The organism is Pseudomonas sp. PSKL.D1 (genome assembly GCF_028898945.1).
Taxonomy (GTDB): Bacteria; Pseudomonadota; Gammaproteobacteria; order Pseudomonadales; family Pseudomonadaceae; genus Aquipseudomonas.
The window spans coordinates 1608807-1630597 of the sequence record NZ_CP118607.1; the positions used below are offsets into that span (position 1 = coordinate 1608807).

Annotated in this window: 18 protein-coding genes; 7 read left to right on the forward strand and 11 right to left on the reverse strand. The window is 63.9% G+C overall.

Translation table 11 applies throughout. The features are described from left to right. Window positions 1–161 precede the first annotated feature (161 nt). Window positions 162–5573: a retention module-containing protein gene (locus tag PVV54_RS07075; RefSeq protein WP_274909249.1), complete on the forward strand. Its 5412-nt coding sequence runs from the start codon at window positions 162–164 to the stop codon at window positions 5571–5573. A 65-nt stretch (window positions 5574–5638) separates the two neighbouring features. Here the strand turns inward: PVV54_RS07075 and PVV54_RS07080 are convergent, their stop codons facing one another. Together PVV54_RS07080 and PVV54_RS07085 are read right to left on the reverse strand one after the other, a co-directional pair. Further along, on the reverse strand, window positions 5639–6010 hold the full coding sequence (locus tag PVV54_RS07080) for a YbaN family protein (protein WP_274909250.1): 372 nt from the start codon (window positions 6008–6010) through the stop codon (window positions 5639–5641). An 8-nt stretch (window positions 6011–6018) separates the two neighbouring features. Next, window positions 6019–6612 carry a YecA/YgfB family protein gene (locus PVV54_RS07085; RefSeq protein WP_274909251.1) on the reverse strand — a complete coding sequence of 198 codons (594 nt, stop codon included), beginning with the start codon at window positions 6610–6612 and terminating at the stop codon, window positions 6019–6021. Window positions 6613–6856: 244 nt separating this feature from the next. Between PVV54_RS07085 and recQ the strand changes: the two genes are divergently transcribed. Further along, window positions 6857–9001 (forward strand): DNA helicase RecQ, encoded by a 2145-nt coding sequence (gene recQ / locus PVV54_RS07090; protein WP_274909252.1) that lies wholly within the window; start codon window positions 6857–6859, stop codon window positions 8999–9001. A gap of 138 nt (window positions 9002–9139) precedes the next feature. After that, a complete protein-coding gene (locus PVV54_RS07095; protein ID WP_085675823.1) occupies window positions 9140–9577 on the forward strand; it encodes a MarR family transcriptional regulator in 438 nt (145 codons plus the stop codon). A 113-nt stretch (window positions 9578–9690) separates the two neighbouring features. Here PVV54_RS07095 and PVV54_RS07100 read toward each other — a convergent pair whose 3' ends face one another. Continuing rightward, window positions 9691–11877: a patatin-like phospholipase family protein gene (locus tag PVV54_RS07100; RefSeq protein ID WP_274909253.1), complete on the reverse strand. Its 2187-nt coding sequence runs from the start codon at window positions 11875–11877 to the stop codon at window positions 9691–9693. A gap of 67 nt (window positions 11878–11944) precedes the next feature. Between PVV54_RS07100 and PVV54_RS07105 the strand changes: the two genes are divergently transcribed. Continuing rightward, window positions 11945–12226: a SelT/SelW/SelH family protein gene (locus tag PVV54_RS07105; RefSeq protein ID WP_274909254.1), complete on the forward strand. Its 282-nt coding sequence runs from the start codon at window positions 11945–11947 to the stop codon at window positions 12224–12226. A gap of 1 nt (window position 12227) precedes the next feature. On the opposite strand, the gene PVV54_RS07110 is transcribed toward PVV54_RS07105, so the two are convergent. Both PVV54_RS07110 and PVV54_RS07115 read right to left on the reverse strand, forming a co-directional pair. Continuing rightward, window positions 12228–13118 (reverse strand): DMT family transporter, encoded by an 891-nt coding sequence (locus tag PVV54_RS07110; RefSeq protein ID WP_274909255.1) that lies wholly within the window; start codon window positions 13116–13118, stop codon window positions 12228–12230. Between the two features lie 160 nt (window positions 13119–13278). Continuing rightward, on the reverse strand, window positions 13279–14046 hold the full coding sequence (locus tag PVV54_RS07115) for a helix-turn-helix transcriptional regulator (RefSeq protein WP_274909256.1): 768 nt from the start codon (window positions 14044–14046) through the stop codon (window positions 13279–13281). 126 nt (window positions 14047–14172) lie between these two features. Between PVV54_RS07115 and PVV54_RS07120 the strand changes: the two genes are divergently transcribed. After that, window positions 14173–14985, forward strand: coding sequence for a UDP-2,3-diacylglucosamine diphosphatase (locus PVV54_RS07120; protein ID WP_274909257.1), 813 nt, complete (start codon window positions 14173–14175; stop codon window positions 14983–14985). Here the strand turns inward: PVV54_RS07120 and PVV54_RS07125 are convergent. Continuing rightward, window positions 14982–15293 carry a DUF962 domain-containing protein gene (locus PVV54_RS07125; protein WP_274909258.1) on the reverse strand — a complete coding sequence of 104 codons (312 nt, stop codon included), beginning with the start codon at window positions 15291–15293 and terminating at the stop codon, window positions 14982–14984. The genes PVV54_RS07120 and PVV54_RS07125 overlap by 4 nt on opposite strands. Window positions 15294–15445: 152 nt before the next feature. Between PVV54_RS07125 and PVV54_RS07130 the strand changes: the two genes are divergently transcribed. Further along, window positions 15446–16507: an AraC family transcriptional regulator gene (locus PVV54_RS07130; protein ID WP_274909259.1), complete on the forward strand. Its 1062-nt coding sequence runs from the start codon at window positions 15446–15448 to the stop codon at window positions 16505–16507. On the opposite strand, the gene PVV54_RS07135 is transcribed toward PVV54_RS07130, so the two are convergent. Further along, window positions 16464–17918, reverse strand: coding sequence for a TrkH family potassium uptake protein (locus PVV54_RS07135; protein WP_274909260.1), 1455 nt, complete (start codon window positions 17916–17918; stop codon window positions 16464–16466). The genes PVV54_RS07130 and PVV54_RS07135 overlap by 44 nt on opposite strands. Before the next feature lie 102 nt (window positions 17919–18020). On the opposite strand from PVV54_RS07135, the gene PVV54_RS07140 reads away from it, so the two are divergent. Continuing rightward, on the forward strand, window positions 18021–18578 hold the full coding sequence (locus PVV54_RS07140; RefSeq protein ID WP_274909261.1) for an NAD(P)H nitroreductase: 558 nt from the start codon (window positions 18021–18023) through the stop codon (window positions 18576–18578). Window positions 18579–18694: 116 nt separating this feature from the next. Here the strand turns inward: PVV54_RS07140 and PVV54_RS07145 are convergent, their stop codons facing one another. The 4 genes from PVV54_RS07145 to PVV54_RS07160 all read right to left on the reverse strand — a co-directional run bounded on the left by PVV54_RS07145 (window position 18695) and on the right by PVV54_RS07160 (window position 21790). Then, window positions 18695–20032, reverse strand: coding sequence for a sensor histidine kinase (locus PVV54_RS07145; protein ID WP_274909262.1), 1338 nt, complete (start codon window positions 20030–20032; stop codon window positions 18695–18697). 60 nt (window positions 20033–20092) lie between these two features. Further along, a complete protein-coding gene (locus PVV54_RS07150; protein ID WP_274909263.1) occupies window positions 20093–20509 on the reverse strand; it encodes a Spy/CpxP family protein refolding chaperone in 417 nt (138 codons plus the stop codon). A gap of 224 nt (window positions 20510–20733) precedes the next feature. Then, the gene (locus tag PVV54_RS07155; RefSeq protein ID WP_274909264.1) at window positions 20734–21411 is read right to left on the reverse strand and encodes a response regulator transcription factor; all 678 of its coding nucleotides are present in this window, start codon (window positions 21409–21411) and stop codon (window positions 20734–20736) included. A gap of 79 nt (window positions 21412–21490) precedes the next feature. Next, complete coding sequence (locus PVV54_RS07160) at window positions 21491–21790, reverse strand: YciI family protein (RefSeq protein WP_008091826.1); 300 nt, start codon at window positions 21788–21790, stop codon at window positions 21491–21493. Window position 21791 lies beyond the last annotated feature (1 nt).

The following is a 21791-nucleotide window of genomic DNA, read 5'->3' on the forward strand; positions in this document are numbered from 1 at the left end:
TGGCGACAAAAATTTGGCATCTATTGATGGCCAACTTACATTACGACTATCGCCAAAGTAGGGCCTTCGAAACCGATTCTCACCGTTGAGACAGTCGAGATCGAAGGCCATCAATCGCCACCCGGCCTGTGATTGCAATCGGTAAGGGGAGGCGTGCGCTCATGGCTAAATTGGTCGGTGTGGTCAGCAAGGTGGTGGGTGAGGTGTTTGCCGTTGGCAGTGATGGCAGCCGGCGCCCCTTGATCGAAGGTGACCGCCTGTACGCGGGCGAGCAACTGGACACGGGCAGTGCAGGTGCCGTGGCGGTGCACTTGCAGAACGGCGCCGAGCTGACGTTGGGGCGGGGCAGCAGCTTGCTGATGACCCCCGAGCTGTTGGCCAACCGCGCACCCGATGTGCAAACCCATGACGTGGCGCCCAGCGACGCGCAGCTGTCGGATGTGGAGCGCATTCAGCAGGCGATAGCAGCAGGTGATGACCCCAGCCAGAGTGCCGAGGCCACGGCGGCCGGGCCTGGCTCTGGTGGTGCACCGGGTGCCTTGGGCGGCGGCCACAGCTTCGTGCTGCTGACCGAGGTGGCTGCGCGCGTCGACCCGGTGATTGGCTTCCCGACTGCGGGCTTCAATGGCATCCCCGAACTGGCCAACCGTGAGGTGGGTGACCTGAGCAACAGCACTGCCCGCGACTTGCTCGGCATCCCCGAGGACGATGGCCCCGACGCAGGCCTGCCGCCCGTGCAGCCCAATCCGCCGGTAGACCCCACGCCGCCGGTGGGCGTCAACCCGCCAACCGACCCGACCCCGCCTGTGGACCCGAACCCGCCCATTACACCCATCGATGAGGATCACCCTGTCGAACTGCGGGGGCTGGACCTGAGCCCAGCCGAGCTGGAACTGAACGAAGCCAACTTGCCCCTGGGCTCGGCCAGTAACCCGGCTGCCCTGACCCAGCAAGGCAGCTTCACCGTGGTCGCACCGGACGGCGTGTTCAACCTCAACGTCGGTGGCATCAATGTGGTCACCGCTGGCGTGGTGACCGGTGTCGGCCAGTCCATCACCACCGGGCTGGGCAACACCCTGACCATCACCGGCTACAACCCGTCCACCGGGGTAGTGAGCTACAGCTACACCCTGACCGGTGCCGAGCAGCATGCCGATGGTGCCGGTACCAACACCCTGAGCGAGCACTTGCCGGTGCTGGTCAGCGACACCGACGGCGATGTGGCGCAAGGCTCGCTGGATGTGATCATCCGCGACGACGTGCCCAAAGCCGTGAATGATGGCAATGCCACCGCCGCCACTGAGCAGCATGTCGAGCTGACAGGCAACGTGCTCACCAACGATGTGCAAGGCGCCGACCGCGTGCCCGGCGGCCCGGTGATTGCCGGTACATTCGTGGGCACCTACGGCACGCTGGTGCTGGCGGCGGATGGCTCTTACACCTACACGCTCAACACCAGCGACCCGGACTTCAAGCAGCTGGGCGGTGGCGGCAATGGCGTGGAAACTTTCGCCTACACGATCAAGGATGCCGACGGTGACACCAGCACCGCGACCCTGGCCCTGAACGTCAGCAACCTCGACGACCCGGTCACGCTCGATGGCCTGGGCACTCAAGGCAGCCAGCTGACGGTGTACGAGAAAAACCTCGTTGACGGCACCGCGCCCGATGCCAGTGCACTGACCCAGCAGGGCAGCTTCAAAGTCACTGCACCGGACGGCCTGCAGAGCCTTACCGTGGGCGGTATCACCGTGGTCAGTGGGGGTGTGGCGGCGGGCTTCCCGCAATCGATCGTCACCCCCGAAGGCAACACGCTGACCATTACCGGCTACAACGCCAGCACCGGAGTGGTGAGCTACAGCTACACCCTGCTCGACAACGAGAGCCACCCCAATGGCCAGGGCAGCAACAGCATCACCGAGCAGTTCCAGGTGGTGGCCACGGACGTGGACGGCAGCACCGCCAGCGGCACGATTGCGGTGAAGATCGTCGACGACCTGCCGCAGGCCAATGACGATTACGTGAGCGTGGGCAAGGGCGATGTGGTGCGCGGCAACGTGATGTGGAACGACGTGACCGGCGCCGACACGCGCGCCGACGGCCAGTACGTGGTCGGCGTGCGTGCCGGCAGCGATACCTCCACCTCGGCCATTGGCCAGCTGGGTGTTCACGTGCAGGGCCAGTACGGCTACCTGATCATCGATGCCGAGGGCAATGCCGAGTATTACTCCGACCCCACCGTCACCTCGCCGCGTGATGCGCTGGAAACCTTCGTCTACACCATCCGCGATGCCGATGGCGACGAAAGCACCACCACCATCACCATCAATGTGCACAACGGCCTGATGGCCTGTGTGGACCGGGATGTGACGGTGTATGAAAACGCGCTGGACCTGTACAAGGACGGCAATGACCTGGCCGCTGGTACCGTCACCGGCAGCAACCCGGATTCGCCCCGTGAAACGGCCTCGGGCACCTTGGTCGGCTCGACCAGCGGCGGCGTGGGCGCGCTGACCTACACCTTGGTCGGCAGCAGCGCGGGCCAGTACGGTCAGCTGCAATTGAACGCGGACGGCAGCTACACCTACACCCTGACTTCACCGGCCAACTCGCCCACCCACGCCAACGACGGCCCGAACACCGTCACTGAAACCTTCACCTACAAGGTGACGGACTCCCTGGGCAATTCGACCACCAGCACCATCGTGGTCAGCATCGTCGATGATGTGCCGCAGGCCCATTGCGACTTTGTCAGCGTGGCCAAGGGTGATGTGGTGCGCGGCAACGTGATGTGGAACGACGTAACCGGCGCCGACACGCTCAGCGATGGCAAGTACGTGGTGGGCGCGCGTGCCGGCAACGACACCTCGACCTCGGCCATCGGCCAACTCAATGTGCAGATCAATGGCCAGTACGGCTACCTGACCATCGACGCCTACGGCAATGCCGAATACCACTCCAACCCCAACGTTGCATCACCGCGGGATGCGCTGGACACGTTCGTTTACACCATTCGCGATGCCGACGGCGACGAAAGCACCACCACCATCACCATCAACGTGCACTCAGCGCTCATGGCCTGTGAGGACCGTGATGTCACGGTGTACGAAAAAGCGCTGGACCTGCACAAAGACGGCAACGACCTGGCTGCAGGCACCGTGACCGGTAGCGACCCGGATTCGCCCCGTGAAACCGCCTCGGGCACGCTGGCCGGCTCCACCAGTGGCGGGGTTGGCGCCTTGACTTACACCCTGGTCGGCAATGCCGCCGGGCAGTATGGCCAGTTGCTGTTGAACCCGGATGGGACTTACACCTATACCCTGACGTCGCCGGCCAACTCGCCGACCCATGCCAATGACGGTGCCAACACCGTGACCGAAACCTTCACCTACCGCGTGGAGGACAGCGCAGGCCACTGGACCACCAGCACCATCGTCATCAGCATTGTCGATGACGTGCCCACGGCCAACAGCGACTACGTGAGCGTTGGCAAGGGCGACGTGGTGCGTGGCAATGTGATGTACAACGACGTGGTCGGTGCCGACACCCTGAGCGACGGCAAGTACGTAGTCGGCGTGCGCGCCGGCAGCGACACCTCCACTTCGGCCATTGGCCAGCTCAACACGCACGTGCAAGGGCAGTATGGCTACCTGACCATCGATGCCTACGGCAACGCCGAATACCACTCCGACCCCAATGCCGTGGCACCCCGCGATGCGCTGGAATCCTTCGTCTACACCATCCGCGATGCCGATGGCGACGAGAGCACCACCACCGTCACCATCAACGTGCATGACCATTCGCTGAACCCATGTGGCGACGGTGGCGTCACGGTGTACGAAAAAGCGCTGGACCTGAACCAGGACGGCCGTGACCTGGCCCCCGGCACCGTCAATGGCAGCGAACCCTGCTCGCCACGTGAAACCGCCACCGGCAGCCTGGTCGGGCAGGTGGCCGGCGGCGTGGGCGCGCTGACCTGGAGCCTGGTAGGCAGCGCCGAAGGCCAGCATGGCCTGATCCAGCTGAATGCCGATGGCACCTATACCTACACGCTGACATCCCCGGCCAACTCGCCGGTGCACGCCAATGACGGCGCCAACACCGTGACCGAATCGTTCACCTACCGCGTCGAGGACACCGCCGGCCACTGGACCACGGGCACCATCAACATCACCATCGTCGACGACGTGCCGCAGGCCCACTGCGATTTCGTCAGCGTGGCCAAAGGCGATGAGGTGCGTGGGAATGTGCTGCACAACGACGTGATCGGCGCCGATGTGCCCAGCGACTGTGGTTATGTGATCGGCGTGCGCGCCGGCGGCGATACCTCGACTTCGGCCATCGGCCAGCTTGGCACCCATGTGTATGGGCAGTATGGCTACCTGACCCTGGACGCCCGGGGCAACGCGGTGTACCACTCCGACCCCAACGTGGCGGCACCGCGGGATGCCATCGACAAGTTCGTCTACACCATTCGCGATGCCGACGGTGACGAGAGCACCACCACCATCACCATCAACGTGCACGACAATTCGATCTCCGAATGCGGCGAGGGCTATGGGCGCGGGCAGGAGCGGGTGGTGGATCGGGGGGCGTTCACCTTCGATGCCAGCAGCATGACCGCAGCGCTGGTGGTGCTGGGCTATCTTGGCGCCATGGGCACCGCCCAGGCCAATGGCGAAGACGTGATCAACGTGAGCCTGCGCAAAGGTGAAACCCTGCAACTGAACCATGACCCGCACGATGGCAACCTGACCATGGAGTGGAAGGACAGCGGCGGCAGCTACCATTCCATTGCTGCCGGTGACAGCATCACCGCCAGCCATGACGGGGTGTACAGCATCCATGTGAATAACCCGGCCGGCGATGGCAAGGCAGGGGAGGGCTACAAGCTGAGCATGGTGCTTGATTACGCCAATGCGCAGCAGCCGGCGCCCCATGCCGATGAGCATTCCGCGGCGGGGCTGGTGGCTGCCGAGGATGTCACACCGCCGCAAGTGCATGGCAGTGCAGGCCATCAAACCCAGGATACGGCGAACTTCGCACATGCCAAAGGCGCGGTCATCCTCGACCTCAGCCACGAAGGCCCGCAGGACACCGGCGGGGCGGGCATGCAGAACCTGAACGGCATCCACAACCTGGTCGGTTCGGACTACGGCGATACGTTGATCGGCGACAGCCACGACAACGTGCTCACCGGCGGCAAAGGCAACGACACCTTCGTTTGGCAGAAGGGCAACACGGGCCACGACACTGTCACCGACTTCACCCCCGGCAGCGACAAGCTCGACCTGTCGCACCTGTTGCAGGGCGAGCATGCCACTGCGGCATCACTGGATGAATTCCTGCACTTCAAGGTCAGCGGCAATGGCAACCAGGTGGTATCGACCATCGAAGTCAGCAGCACGGCGGGGGCTGCGCCGACCCAGACCATCGACCTGGCAGGCGTGGACCTGGCCCAGCATTACGGAGTTACGGCGGGGGCGGGCGGGGTGATTTCGGCGGGGCACGACACGGCGACGATCATCAACGGGATGTTGAATGATCATTCGTTGAAGGTGGATACGGTGTAGGGCTTACCGGCCTCTCGCGGATAAATCCGCTCCTACAGACGATCGCGGACCCTGTAGGAGCGGATTCATCCGCGATGAGGCTTGCGCAGCGTCTTCTGCCGCAAAATATACACACTCACCAGCACCGCACTGGTCAGCATGAACACACGCGCCCAAAACAACGGCACCAGGTAACAGGACAACCCGATACTCGCCCACATCAGCCCGATCGCGTACACCTTGCCCTTCAGCGGTATGCCTTCGCCGCTCAGGTAATCACGAATCCACGGCCCAAGCTGTGGGTGATGAATCAACCAATGATGAAAGCGCGGCGAACTGCGGGCAAAGCAGGCGGCTGCCAGCAGCAGAAAAGGGGTGGTGGGCAACACCGGCAGGAAAATCCCCAACACCCCTAGCGCAACGCTGAGCCAGCCGATGGCCAGCAACAGGTAGCGCACGGCCGCACTCAGTGGCGGCGTGGCTTGAGCAGTGCGGGTGCAGGCTTTTCTTCAGGGGCGTGCAACAGCAGGAACAGCGCGCTCAGCGCTTCCGGGATCTGCACGATCATGTCGTCCTGCAGGTTGGCGTTGCTGGCGATGTCGGCAAACTCCGGCTGCTCATCGAACAGGCCCGAGCCGACCATGATCGGCAGCAGCATTTCGCTCACTTCCTCTTCGGCGTTCTCGAACCACGCCTCTTCACGCAGGAATACACCCTCCATGAAGCCGATGCACCAGCCGCGCAGGTCGGAATCGTCCGGCTCGTCGGTCAGGTCCAGGTCGCACGGCAGGTCGAATTCTTCGTCGCTGGCCAGCTGGCGGGCGATGTGGCCTTTGAGGGCCACCAGGGTCGCTTCGATTTCAGTGCGCTGGGCGTCGCTGGCGTAGTGTGGTTCTTCAGCGAACAACGCGTCGATCCATTCACGCTCGGGTACGTCCTCCGAGCAGATCGAAAGGGCGGTCAGGTAGCCGTGGGCGGCGACGTAGTCCAGTGCTTCTTCGTGCAGCTCGTCAGCGTCGAGGAAGGCTTGCAGGCGGGTCAGTTGCTCGGCGAAGGACATTACAGGGCTACCTTGGGGGAATAAACGATAGTGAATTCTAGCACCTTGCGGCGGCGGCGGGGCAAAGGGAACGTCTGTCACCGGGCATCCTGTGTAACGCGGCGCTGGGGTATACTCCGCAGCTTTTCATGCACGGGCGGGGTTTCCCGGCCGTTTGGTAAAAGCCGCTTACGCATTCGGCGTGTGCGGAGCGGGTTTTTCGTCCAGCCTGTGTGCAGGGTGGTACGGCGATTTGGAGTTGCACATGCTCGAACAGGCTCAGCGCGTTCTCAAGGATGTCTTCGGTTACGACAGTTTCCGTGGGCGCCAGGCTGCGATCATCGAATGCGTGGCCAATGGCGGCGACGCCTTGGTGCTGATGCCCACCGGTGGCGGTAAGTCGCTGTGCTTCCAGGTGCCGGGGTTGCTGCGGCCGGGCCTGACGGTGGTGGTGTCGCCGCTGATCGCGCTGATGGACGACCAGGTCGCCACTTTAGATGAACTGGGGGTGGCCGCCGCCGCGTTGAACTCCACGCTTACCGCCGACCAGCAGCGCGACCTGGCCGGGCGCTTGCGCCGTGGCGAGGTGAAAATGCTGTACCTGGCGCCGGAGCGCCTGGTGCAGCCGCGCATGCTGGACTTTTTGCGCGGGCTGGATGTTTCGCTGTTTGCCATCGACGAAGCCCACTGTGTGTCGCAATGGGGCCATGACTTCCGCCCGGAATACCTGCAACTGGGCCAGCTCGCCGAGCTGTTCCCGCATGTGCCGCGCATCGCTCTGACCGCCACCGCCGACATGCGCACCCGCGAGGAAATCGTCCAGCGCCTGCACCTGCAGGGCGCCGAGCGCTTCCTTTCCAGCTTCGACCGGCCAAACATTTTCTACCGCATCGTGCCCAAGGAGGCGCCGCGCAAGCAGCTGATGGCCTTCCTGGGCGAGCGCCGTGGCAACGCTGGCATCGTTTACTGCCTGTCGCGCAAGAAGGTGGATGAAACCGCCGCGTTCCTGTGCGAGCAGGGCTTCCCGGCGCTGCCGTACCACGCGGGCCTTGCTGCCGAAACCCGGGCTGCCAACCAGCACCGCTTCCTCAACGAGGAAGGGCTGATCATGGTCGCCACCATTGCCTTCGGCATGGGCATCGACAAACCGAACGTGCGTTTTGTTGCCCACCTGGACCTGCCCAAGTCGCTGGAAGCCTACTACCAGGAAACCGGCCGGGCAGGCCGTGACGGCCTGCCGTCCGACGCCTGGATGGCCTACGGCCTGCAGGACATGGTGATGCTCAAGCAGATGCTGCAGAACTCCGAAGGCGACGAGCGCCACAAGCGCATCGAACAGCACAAGCTCGATGCCATGCTGGCCTTGTGTGAAGAAACCCGCTGCCGCCGCCAGTCGCTGCTGGCCTATTTCGATGAAGTGCTCGAACAGCCGTGCGGGCATTGCGACAACTGCGTCGACCAGGTGCAAACCTGGGACGCCACCGAGCCTGCGCGCCAGGCTTTGTCGGCGGTGTTCCGCACTGGCCAGCGCTACGGCGTGGGCCATCTGGTGGACGTGCTGCTGGGCAAGGACACTGAAAAAGTGCGCAACTTCGGCCACGAGAAACTCTCGGTATACGGGGTGGGCAAGGCCATGGCGGAGGCTGAGTGGCGCTCGCTGTTCCGCCAGCTGGTCGCACGCGGTTTGGTGGACATTGACCTGGACGGCTACGGCGGCCTGCGCCTGTCGGACAGTTGCCGGCCGTTGCTGCGCGGCGAAGTGACGCTGCAGTTGCGCCGTGACTTGAAGCCGCAGACCGTGGCAAAAACCGCCAGCGGCGGAGGCAGCCCTGCCAGCCAGCTGGTGCGTGCCGAAGAACGCGAGCTGTGGGAGGCGCTGCGCACCCTGCGGCGCAAGCTGGCCGAAGAGCACAGTGTGCCGCCTTACGTCATCTTCCCCGACTCCACTTTGCTCGAAATGCTGCGCAGCCAGCCCAACAGCCTCAGCGACATGGCCCAGGTCAGCGGCGTGGGCGCGCGCAAGCTGGAACGTTACGGCCAGGCGTTCCTCGAAGTGCTCAACGGCGCTGGCGGCACCGAGGAGGCGCCGAAAGTGGTGCTGGACCTGCGCCACGAACTGGTCAGCCTGGCCCGGGCCGGCATGACCCCGGCGCAGATCGCCGGCCAGCTCAAGTGCAGCGAAAAGAACGTCTACAGCCTGCTGGCCGAAGCCATCGGCCGCCAGGAATTGAGCCTTGAACAGGCGCTGGACCTGCCCGAAGACCTGATGATGGAAGTGCAGGACGCCTTCCTCGACGGCGAAGGCGAGTTGCCTCCGGTGGCCGCCATTGCGCCGCTGTTTGGTGCCCGGGTGCCAGAAGGGGTGCTGTATTGCATACGTGCTGCACTGGCTGCGGAATTCGAGCTCTGATTGAAGACATTTCGGACATCCGCTGACCTTTGCCATCCTTTTTGACGATAATCGGACGTTTCCAGGCCCGCCAGCCTTGCCTCATGGCTGTGCTCATGGTTAGCTGACTAATAATTAGTTCTAGTCAATGAGTTGCTTATGCCCCTGACCGACAACCAACACCGCTTCGGCATGCAGCTGGCCCAGATGTCCCGGGGCTGGCGTGCCGAGCTGGATCGCCGCCTGGCCGGGCTCAACCTGTCCCAGGCGCGCTGGCTGGTGTTGCTGCATTTGGCACGTTTCGATGAAGCCCCCACCCAGCGTGAGTTGGCCCAGAGCGTTGGCGTCGAAGGCCCGACCCTGGCACGCTTGCTCGACAGCCTGGAAAGCCAGGGCCTTGTGCGGCGCCAGGCGGTGCTGGAAGACCGGCGGGCGAAGAAAATCCTGCTGTGCCCACCGGCCAAGCCGTTGATCGAGCAGATCGAGACCATTGCCAACGCGCTGCGCCTGGAGTTGTTTACCGGGGTGGATGAGGCGGACCTTGAGGTGTGCATGCGGGTGCATGCGAAGATTTTGGCGAACCTCGAAAAATCCTGATGTTTTGGGGCCGCGTTGCGGCCCATCGCGGATAAATCCGCTCCTACGACGATCGCGGTTCGCCCTGTAGGAGCGGATTTATCCGCGATGGGCTGCAAAGCAGCCCTAACAATTCAGAAGGTATGCCCAAGGTTCAGATACACCGCCTGCTCATGCGCACTGTTGGCCCCATAACTCAGGTTCAACGGCCCAAGCGGCGTCTCCAGCCCCAAAAAGATGCTCGCCGCATTGATATAGCCACTGTCGAACTCATTGTCATTGTTCCACGCCCGCCCGCGCTCCAGCGACCCCCCGATGTACAGCGGGAAGTCCAGCGGCACATAAGCCCGTGGCGTCAAACGCCGGTAATAGACCATCCGCATCAGGCTCACGTTCTGCCCTGACACCGAGTCCTGGCGGAAGCCCGACAGCTCCCGCGCGCCGCCAATTACAAAGCTCGACGTCACCACCTCGGTGGCATCCAGCGTGCGCCCGTACCGCCCGCCCAGTACAAAGGTATTCGGGCCGCTGCTGATGGCCTTGTCGAGGTTGATCAGCCATTGCCGGTAATCCTCGTCCGAATCCAGTGACTTGTCGTACTTGCGCAGGGTAAGGCCAATGTCCTCGCCATTGTGCGGGAAGTACACGTTGTCCATCGTGTCGAACGAATACTTCAGCTCGTAGAAGCCCTCGTTGAAGCTCACCTTGGGCAGGTCCTGGTCGCCGATGCGCACCTCGGCCTCGCCCCAGGCCTTGCCCACGCCCAGGCGCACCTCGCCACTGGTGCCGATCTGCCGACCGACGTTCAGGCCCAGCCCGTAGCGCTGCAGGCGGTACTCGGCAACCGGGTCGTCGTCCAGTGTGGCCTCGATGTTCTGCGAGCCAAAGTCCAGGTAGGGCGCCACAAAATAGCGCGAACCCACATCCAGTGGCTGGTAGAACTCGCTATACAGCTCCTGCTGGTCACCGATCTGGGCGCGGGTGAGCCATTCGGCACCCAGCCGGTTGATGCCGTTCATGCGGTAGCTGGCGCCCAGGTTGAAGGCGCTGTCGCCGCGCAGGTCGTCCGACAGGTTCAGGCCCAGGCGCAGGTAGTCGGTGCCGCCCCGCTTGCCACGGGCGTTGATGACCAGCGTGTTGTCTTCGCCTTTGTGCACCACGCGGTACTGCACCCGGTCGAAGTAGTCCAGCCCGTAGAGCGTGCCCATGTCTGTCTGCAGCCGGTCGAGTTCCAGCGGCTCACCAATGGGCTGGCGAATGTAGTAACGAATCACGTCATCGCTGACCTTGGAATCGTTCTCTACGCGGATGGCGGTAATGACCGGCGTGCGTTGGCGGGGGGAGCGGGCTGCGGCCAGTTCGGCATCGCCCTCGGTCTGGCGCAGCGCGGCAAGCCGTGTGTCGAGCAGGCGGGTAGCGCGGTAACCGGCGTCGATCATGTCGTGGGCCCGGCCGAAATCGGTCACGCCAAAGGCCGCCAGCTGCGGCTGGATGAGAATGTCGTCGCGGTGCAGGCTGGCCAGTTGTTCCTCTGAATTGCGCCGGGTCATCAGGGTGATCGACTGGTTGAGCACATCCACCACGGTGCTCAGCTGCTTGCGGTCGCGCAGCGGGGTGCCGATGTCGACCACGATGGCCAGGTCCACGCCCATTTCGCGGGCCACGTCCACCGGGATGTTGTCGACCATGCCGCCGTCCACCAGCAGGCGGCCATCCAGCTCGACCGGGGCGAAAACCGCCGGGATCGACATGCTGGCGCGGATAACCTGAGGCAGGTGGCCGCGGCTGAACACCACCTTTTCACCGCTGGCGATGTCGGTGGCCACGGCGCGAAAGGGAATGGGCAGTTTATCGAAGTCGCGGGTGTCGGCAGTGTGGGCCAGTTTGCTTTCCAGCAGCAGCGCCAGGTTCTGGCCCTGGATCACGCCTAGCGGCAGACCCAGGCTGCCATCGTCGCGGAAGCTGAGTTTTTGTTTGACCAAGAAGTCCCGGTCATCCTGCTTGCGGCGAAACGGCACGTCCTTGCGCGGCGGCGCATCAGACAGTGCTTGCTGCCAGTCCAGCGTGGTGGCGAGCTTCTCAAGCTCTTCCACGCTGTAACCCGAGGCGTACAGCCCGCCCACCACGGCGCCCATGCTGGTGCCGGCAATGGCGTCGATGGGCACACCCTGTTCCTCCAGGGCCTTGAGCACGCCGATGTGGGCCAGGCCCCGGGCAGCGCCGCCGGAAAGCACCAAACCCACCTTGGGGCGGGCCGGTTCGGCGGCCAGGGCAACAAAGGAAGTGAGCGTCAGCAGAAGGCATAACAGCAAGCGGCGCATCGTGAGTCTCAAACCGTGGGCTAAAGACCGCTAGTATAAGCGGCCCCTCACCTGGAGATGCTTCACCATGGCCAACAGCAAACCGGAAATCGTCATCACCTACTGCACCCAGTGCCAATGGCTGCTGCGCGCGGCCTGGCTGGCGCAGGAACTGCTCAGCACCTTTGCCGATGACCTTGGCCGGGTGGCGCTGGAGCCGGGCACTGGCGGCATCTTCCGTATCACCTGCGATGGCGTGCAGCTGTGGGAGCGCAAGGCCGATGGCGGCTTCCCGGAGGCCAAGGTGCTCAAGCAGCGGGTGCGTGACCAGATCGACCCGCAGCGCGACCTGGGCCACAACGACCGCTGAGTCAGGCGCTTTCGGCCAGGGCGGGCTGCTTGGGTGGGTGATCCGCCGCCAGGCGGCTGGACAGCACGATGGCGAAGATGATCAGCGCGCCGCCCAGCAACATGCGCAAGGTGGGCGTTTCGGCAAATACCAGCCAGGCCACGGCGATGCCGTAGACCGGCTCCATGCCAAACACCACCGCCGCGGTGCGGGCCTTGATCACCGCCAGGCTGGCAACGAACAGGCTGTGCGCAACGCCGGTGCAGAAAATGCCCAAAAGGGCGATCCACAGCCAGTCCATCGGCTGCACGGCGCTCAGGCCCGGTGCGGCGAAGGGCAGCAGGCACAGGCCCACCACCAGGTTTTGCCACAGCGCCGCCTGCACGGCGGGTACCCGGCCGGAGCCGGCGCGGTTGGTCAGTGACAGCAGCGAGAACAACAGCCCTGACAGCAACGCCCAGAGCAGGCCGCCGGTGGCCTCGCTGGCCAGGTCAAACGACGGTGTCACCAGCACCAGGCCAATGCTCACCAGAAGCACCAGCACGGCTTCGTTGCGGCGGATGCGTTCGCGGAACAGCAGGCCTTCGAGGATTACGGTAAAAGCCGGGAAGCTGGCGAAGCCCAGCGTGGCGATGGCCACGCCACCAACCTTCACGGCAATGAAAAAGCTCACCCAGTGCCCGGCCAGCAGCACGCCACCCAGCAGCAGACGGCGAATGTCGGCGCCGGTCAGGCGGTGCCAGCCCTGGCGGGCCAGGCCGGCAAACAGGGCCAGGGCCAGCACGGCAAAGGCGGCGCGGCCGAACACGATGATGGCCGGGGTGGCGCTGGCGGCCAGTTTGCCGAAGACGCCGGTCAGGCCGAAGAACAGCGCGCCGATGTGCAGGGCGCCCAGGGCTGTGCGGTGGTTCATGGTGGTCCTTTGAATTGGAGGCAGTCAGTGCCGGCCCTTCGCGGATAAATCCGCTCCTACAGGGGTTAAACATTACCTGTAGGAGCGGATTTATCCGCGAAGGGCCGGCACAGGCACAGCATAAATCCTCAGGCTGTCGAGATCTGTCGCACACCTCACATCATTTGTCGCCAGACTCGCGCCGCAACCCCATTGGCGTACACCCGAACGCCCGCAACATCGCCGCTGAAAACGCACTCTGCGAACCATAACCAACCTGCGCCGCAATCTCGCCCATTGGCAGCGCCGTCTGCACCACCAGCTGCCGCGCCTTCAGCAGCCGCCGCTGGCGAATGTAATCCATCGGCGTCATCCCGCTCTCGGCCGTGAACCGCGCATGCAGCCGCGCACTGGACAACCCGGCAATACGCGCCAGGTCCGCCACCTGTAGCGGGTAGGCTGCATGTTGCTCGATGTAGGCGTCAAACGCCGCGTAAGGCAGGCGATGGCTGGGCGTGACGATCCCCGAGGCCGTCGGGTTGAGGCTGGCCAGCAACAACACCGCGCCTTGCCGGGCAATCAACGGGTCGTCCACCGGGCTGGCCGCCAGCCAGTCCACCAGTTGCTGTTGGCGGTTATCCAGTGCTACGGCCACAGGCTGGTCGAGCAGCCGCCTGCTGGCCTCGGCATGCTCACCCAATTGCTCACGCAGCCACTGCTCGCCCGGCACATCCAGCACCAGGCAATCGCTGCCCGCATTACTGGCACAGGCGTGGTGGGCACCGGCCGGCACCACCATCAGCCCCTGCCGGTCAACCCGCGCGCCATGCCCTTGCACGTCGAAATCCAGTTTGCCGCGCAGGCCGAACACCAGTTGCGGGTGTTCGTGGCTATGGGCAATCAGGCCATCGCGGTAATGGCGCAGGGACAGAATCGGGCCGGCAGACATGGCGCTTCCTCGCAGGGCAGGGGTACATTGTGCCCCATTCCCTGCGCCCCATCACTCGTCACATCGCTGCCACCAACCTGTCATGCGCGCCTGCCAGTCTCCAGCAAACAGCGCCGGAGCCTGCCCATGACCCATGCCGAACTCGCCCGCCCCTCGCGCAAGCAGCGCGTGCGCACCTTGTGGATTTCCGATGTGCACCTGGGCACCCGGGACTGCCAGGCCGAACACTTGTCGCAGTTTCTCAAGGGCTACCAGGCCGACCGCATCTACCTGGTCGGCGACATCATCGATGGCTGGAAGCTGCGCAGCGGCATCTACTGGCCGCAGGCGCACACCAATGTCATCCGCCGTTTGCTGACCATGAGCAAGCGTGGCACCGAGGTGATCTATGTCACCGGTAACCACGACGAGTTCCTGCGCCGCTATTCCAAATTGCTGCTCGGCAACATCCAGCTGGTGGACGAGGCTGAGCACCTGACCGCCGATGGCCGCAGGCTGTTGGTCATTCATGGCGACCAGTTCGATGTGATTACCCGCTACCACCGCTGGCTGGCCTTCCTCGGTGACCGGGCCTATGAATTCACCCTGGTGCTCAACCGCTGGCTCAACCATTGGCGTGCCCGGTATGGCTACGGCTATTGGTCGCTGTCGGCCTACCTCAAGCACAAGGTCAAGGGCGCAGTGAACTTCATCAGCGATTTCGAGGATGCCATTGCCCACGAATGCACCCGCCGGGGCTTTCATGGGGTGGTGTGCGGGCATATCCACCATGCCGAGATTCGCAAGGTGGGCGAGGTGGACTACCTCAATTGCGGGGATTGGGTGGAATCATGCACCGCCTTGATCGAGCACTGGGACGGCAGCATTGAGCTGTACCGGCTGGCAGACGCCCAGGCCCGCCAGGCCCAGGCAAGTGCGGCATTGAGAGAACCCGCCTAAAGGCTGATTCTGCCCAGCAGAATATCGCGGAACATCACGAAGTCACCAATCAGGCTGTACCACGGGTGCTTGAAGGTGGCCGGTTTGTTCTTTTCATAAAAGAAGTGCCCTACCCAGGCGAACCCATAGCCGAACAGGGGCACCGCCAGCAAAAGCAGCCACTTGCCGCTGCCAATCGTGTAGGCCAGCAATGCGATCACCAGGCTGGTGCCGACGAAATGCAGGCGTCGGCACGTGGTGTTGCTGTGCTCGCCCAGGTAGTAGGGGTAGAACTCGGCAAAACTGCGAAACTGCGCGGTGCTGTGCATGGCAATGCTCCGGAATTATCACTTTTTGACAGGATACACGGCGTGGAGCCTGAATCGAGTCTAGAGTCATTGGCGGGGCCGACCAGTGACAATAGGCGCCATTTAAGTATCCTTGGGGTTCACCGCACAGGCGGTCAGGGAAGAAACCGGTCATGAGTGAACGAACCACGTCAGCCAGTTGGGCATCAGGCATCGTCAAGGCTCTCGAACTTGAAGGGCTGGACTGCAGGGCCATGTTCAAGCAATTGGGCCTGGACTTTGCCGCCCTTGACGACCCGGATGCACGCTTCCCCCAGGACGCCATGACCCGGCTTTGGCTACTGGCGGTGGAGTTGTCGGGCAACGAGGCCATTGGCCTGAACATGGCGCGGGTGATTCGCCCGGCGTCGTTTCATGTGGTGGGTTATGCGCTGATGTCCAGCCGCACCCTGGCAGAAGGGTTCGAGCGGTTGGTGCGTTACCAGCGCATCATTGCCGAAAGCTCCGACCTGAGTTTTGAACTCGGCCCCGATGGCTATTCGTTGATTCTGACTGTACATGGCGACCACCTGCCGCCCACCCGGCACAGCGCGGAAGCTTCGCTGGCCTGTGCGCTGGCGCTGTGCAAGTGGCTCAGTGGCCGGCCGATTCAGCCACGTAGGGTGCTGGTGCAGGGGCCGCAACCCAAGGATGTGGAGCCGTACAAGGTCGCCTTCCATTCGCCACTGGTGTTCAGTGCACCCCACGATGCGCTGGTGTTCGAGCGTGCCGACATGGAAGCGCCGCTGCCGACCGCCAACGAAGCCATGGCCATTTTGCACGACCGCTTTGCCGGGGAGTATCTGGCGCGGTTCTCTGAAAGCCGGGTAACCCACCGGGTGCGCCAAGTGTTGTGCCGCATCCTGCCCCAGGGCGAACCCAAGCGCGAAACCCTGGCCCAGGCACTGCACCTGTCCCAGCGCACCTTGCAGCGGCGCCTGCAGGAAGAAGGCACCAGCTTTCAGCAGTTGCTGGACGACACCCGTCGCGAACTGGCCGAGCAGTACCTGGCCCAACCCGGCATGACCCTGCTGGAAACCGCCTACCTGCTGGGTTTTGCCGACCCGAGCAACTTCTACCGTGCCTTCCGCCGCTGGTTCGACGCCACGCCCAGCGAGTATCGCGCCCGCCTGGGAGGGGATTGCGCCCCTGTCAGTGACGCCAGAACGCCGGCATCAGCAACACCAGCACAGTGATGATCTCCAGGCGGCCGAGCAGCATGCCGGCAGCCAGAATCCACTTGGCGGCATCCGGCAGCGACGCGTAGTTGCCCGAAGGGCCGATCACCTCACCCAGCCCAGGCCCCACACCTGACACCGTACCGGCGGCGCCGGTCAGCGCGGTCATCCAGTCCACGCCCAGCAACGACAGCAGCAGCGCCATGACGCAAATGGTGATGGCGAAGAAGAACGAAAACGTCAGGATCGAACGCACGATCTCTTCGTCGAGGCGGTGGCCGTTGTACTTCTGCTTGATCACCGCGCGTGGGTGGATCAACTGGTTGAGGCTGGCCTTGAGCAGGATGTAGGCCACCTGGAAGCGGAAAATCTTGATCCCGCCTGCCGTTGACCCCGAGCAGCCGCCGACGAAGCCCAGGTAGAAGAACAGCATCAGCGAGAAGTTGCCCCACAGGCTGTAGTCGCCCAGGGCAAAGCCGGTGGTGGTGACCACCGAGGTTACGTTCAGCGCCACGTGGCGCAAAGCGTCCAGCCAGTGCAAGTCGGTGGTGGCCCAGTACCAGGTGCCCAGCACCAGCCACGTTACTACCAGCATGCCCAGCAAGCCCTGCACCTGCTGGTCGCGGATCAATGCCTTGCGGTTGCCGCGCAGGGTGGCCACGTACAGGGTGAATGGCAGGCTGCCCATGATCATCACCACCACAGCCACCCAGTGCACGGCCGGGATGTCCCACTTGGCCAGCGACTGGTCGGAGGTGGAGAACCCGCCGGTGGAAATGGCCGACATGGCGTGGTTGATTGCATCGAACGGGCTCATGCCTGCCCACCAGAAGGCCAGGGCACCAATGACCGAGAACCCCACGTATACGCCTACGATCGACTTGGCGACCATGTGCGAGCGCGGCATGACCTTTTCCGAGCGGTCGGAAGATTCGGTCTGAAACAGCCGCATGCCACCGATGCGCAGCAGCGGCAGAATCGCCACCGCCATGGCGATAAAGCCGATGCCGCCGAGCCAGTGCAGCATCGAGCGCCACATCAGGATGCCCGGCGACATGTTGTCCAGCCCGCTCAGCACGGTCGCGCCGGTGGCGGTAATACCCGACATGCTTTCGAAGAAAGCGTCGGTGTAGCTGATGTGCTGCGTCAGCAAAAAGGGCAGGGCGGCGAAGATGCACACCACCAGCCAGCTGCTGACGGTGAGCAGGTACATGTCCCGCGGGCGCAGGTGCACATGCTCGGGGCGGCCTTGCAGGACCATGGCCAGGCCGGCAACGAAGGTGATCAGGCTGGACCACAGGAACGAGGGCATGTCGCCGGTGCGCTGGAAGATCACCAGCGTGGCCATGGGCACGACCATGCTGACCGCCAGGGTGATCAGGAAGATGCCGATGAGGAATGCAATGATTCTTAAGGTCGGCAACGCCATGTGATCTGCTCTGACTCTGAACGGAAGGGCGCCATTCTACCTATGGGTCTGGTGATGTAAACGTTAGAATGGCCGCACATTTATCTGCCAGGAGGGTAGCCGATGGAGGCTCTCGACGCATTGCTCAACCGTGTTTCCGTGCCACGCCTGACCGAGCCTGCACCCAATGACGCTCAGCGCGAAGCGCTGTTCCAGGCGGCGCTGCGCGCGCCAGACCACGGCCAGCTGCGCCCATGGCGTTTTCTGACCATTGAAGGCCAGGCGCGTGAAAAGCTCGGTGAGCTGTTCGCCGAAGCGGTGCAGCACAAAGGCGATGCCACCCCGGCCGCGCTGGACAAGGCCCGCGCCATGCCGCTGCGCGCGCCGTTGCTGATAGTGGTGATAGCCAAGCTGCAGGACCATTACAAGGTGCCGAAGGTGGAGCAGCGCCTGGCGGCAGGCTGTGCGGCACATGGCATTCTGATTGCGGCCCATGCTCAAGGGATTGGCGCGGTGTGGCGTACCGGTGACATGGCGTTTGATGCGCATGTACACAAAGGGCTGGGTATGGCCGAGAACGAAGAGCTGATCGGTTACCTGTATGTGGGCACGCCAATGGCCGAGCCGCGCACGGCGCCGGTGCTGGAAACGGCCGAGTTCGTCAGCGCCTGGGGCGAGTGAGTTTGGGGGCTGCTTTGCAGCCCATCGCGACACAAGGCCGCTCCTACACAGGAATGCGATCCCCCTGTAGGAGCGGCCTTGTGTCGCGAAAGGGCCGCAAAGCGGCCCTGGCAATCTCAGCCTGGTACTTCAACCGTCGGCAACTCCAACCGCGCCAAAAACCCACCCTGCGGATGATTGCCCAACACCAGGCTCCCGCCATGGCGTTCCGCCGCCTTGCGCGCAATCGCCAGCCCCAGCCCATGCCCCGCCGCCTCCTGCCCCGGCGCTCGGAAGAACGGCTCGCCCAGCTGAGCCAGATGTTCCTCCGCTGCCCCCGGCCCATGGTCACGCACGCTCAGGATGATCTTGTCCTGCTCGCGCACCGCGCCAATTTCGATCGGCTGCCCCGGTGGGCTGAAGCGCAGCGCATTGCGCACCAGGTTATCCACGGCTCGCTCCACCAGTGTCGGCCAGCCCTGCAAGGTCAGCCCTGGCTGCGCCTCAAGTTTCACTTCCTGCTCGGGCGCGCTGAGCTGGGCGTCCTTGCGCACGCTGCCCAGCAGCGCATTCACGTCCACCGGCTCGGCGTGGGCCTGTTCGGCATCGACCCGGGCCAGGGCCAGGATTTCGCTGATCAGGTCTTCCAGCCGGTCGCACTCGCGGGTCAGCCGTGGCCACAGCGCCTGGCGCTGTTCAGGCTCGGCACGTTCTGCCAGGGCCAGGGCGATGCGCAGGCGGGCCAGCGGTGAGCGCAGTTCGTGGGACACATCGCGCAGCAGCTGGCGCTGGCTGCCGATCAGGCTCTGCAGGCGCGCGCCCATCTTGTTGAAGTCCTTGGCCAGCACGCCAAACTCGTCACGCCTGCCCGCCAGCTGGGCCAGGCTGTTCTGCTGGTAGCTGGCCTGGCCAAGGTCGTGCACCGCGCCGCGCAGGCGGCTGAGCGGGCGGGTGATGGACAGTGTCACCAACAGGCTGAACAGGGTCAGCACCACCAGCGCTATCCCTAACGCACTCAGCGGCCACAGCAGGCTTTCACGGTGCCAGGCGTCCAGCTCCGGGTGCGGAATGCGGTAGATCAACAGGTAGGTCTCGCCGCTGTCGGGGCTGGTGTACTCCTCGGTCAGGCGGCGCCAGGGCAGGCGGCGTTCGTCATTGTGCTGGCGTGCCTCGAAGGCGGCCGCGCGGCGTGGGAAGGTGCCGGGCACCACGGCGTCGCCGCTGTCGTCGAGCACCTGCACGTCGACTTTGAAGCGTTGCTTGCGCCGCTCCAGAAACGCCTGGGCCGACTCGATGCCTTCCTGTTCGTAATGCTTGGCCCAGTGGCTGGCCAGCGTGTTGAGGCCCGGGTGGCGGCTGAGGATCCAGGCGTCCTGGTTGAGCATGTGGCCCAGCAGGATCGACAGGCCGGCAACCAGGGTGATGGCCAGCCAGAAGCTGGCCAGAATGCGCCAGAACAGAGAACGCAAGAGCACCTCCTGTAAACAAGAAAAGCCCGGCTCGCTTGGGGGCGGGCCGGGCATTGGGGGTGAAGCTTACTGGGCCTTGCCGGCTTTTTCAGCTTTCCAGGCTTGGAATTCCTTCCATTCAGCCTTGCGCGCTTCGCGCTCTTTCTGCAGTTCGTCGAACTTCTTCTGCTGGTCTGGCTTGAGCAGTGCGCGGACCTGGCTGTCGGCCTTGTCATGGCTGGCCTTGAGCTCGTCTTTCATGGCCTTCTGGTCGGCGGCTGGCAGTTTGGCCAGGTAGCGCTCGGTGATGTCGCGGCGCTGCTTCATTTGCTCGCCCATCAGCTTGCCGATTTGCTGGCGCTGGTCGCGGCTCAGGTCCAGCTGGGCGAAAGGCGCGTCACCGCGGTGATGCGGGCCGTCGTGGCGCGGGCCGCCTTCTGGCATGGCCATGGCTACGGTCGGCAGGGCGGCGGCGAACATCAGGGCGATAAGGGTCTTGCGCATGGTGTTTCTCCTTTCATGGGCCGGCGTTTACCGGATGAGCTCAGTCTAGGGAGAACAAGGTCAAGCGCAGTCAGCGGACGGTAAAGGCTCGGTAAAGATGAAAGGCAATGTAAACGCTGGCGTAATCCCTGTAGGAGCGGATTTACCGAGACGTCGGACCGCCGCGATCACCGGCGAAGCCGGTGCCATGCACCGAGTTGTCTGCATCGCGGCTAAAGCCGCTCCTACAGGCTGTAGTAATAGCCGCGGCTGCGCAGCGCAACGATGCGCGGGCGACCATCGGCATGCGGGCCGATCTTTTTGCGCAGGTTGCTCACGTGCATGTCCAGGCTGCGGTCGTACAGCGTCAGCTTGCGGCCCAGGCCGATTTGCGCAAGGTCCTGTTTGTCCAGCGGCTCGCCCGGCTGGCGCAGCAGCGCTTCGAGGATGCGGCTTTCGGACAGGGTCAGGCTCATCTCCCGGCCATCGATGCTGACCACGCCACGTACCGGGCTGAACGCCAGGTCGCCGATTTCAACTTGCGTGGTGATGGCGGTGGGGTGGCTGCGGCGCAGCACGGCGCGCAGGCGCGCGGTGAGTTCACGAGGGTCGCACGGTTTGGCCAGGTAATCGTCGGCGCCCAGTTCCAGGCCGAGGATACGGTCCAGCGGTTCGCCGCGTGCCGACAGCATCAGCACGGGCAGTTCGGCATGGTCGCTGCGCAGTTGCTTGAGCAGCTCCAGGCCGCTGCCATCTGGCAACATCACGTCCAGCACCACCGCGGCCGGGGCTTGCTCGGCCAAGGCCTGGCGCGCGCTCTGCCCATCGTGGCAGGCGCGGACGGTAAACCCTTCCTGGGTCAGCCAGCTGCCGAGCAGCTCGCAGAGTTCCTGGTCATCATCAATCAGTAACAGCTCGCTCATGACTCACTCAATTCAAATCGACGGCGTCTGACGCGCCTGCCAGTGGCAAAGATACCTCAGGCGCCATCAATTTTATCGGCTAGGGCAAGACTTGCTTGAAGGGCTTGACGATAACCTTGTCGTACACGCCCGCGGCAATGTACGGGTCGGCGTCGGCCCAGGCCTGTGCGGCGGCCAGCGAATCGAACTCGGCGACGATCAGGCTGCCGCTGAAACCGGCTTCACCCGGGTCGTTGCTGTCAATGGCCGGGTGCGGACCGGCCAGCACCACGCGGCCTTCGGCCTTGAGCTGCTGCAGGCGCTCGATGTGCGCCGGGCGGGCGGCCAGGCGTTTTTCCAGGGAGTTCGCGACGTCGCTGGCAATGATGGCGTAGAGCATG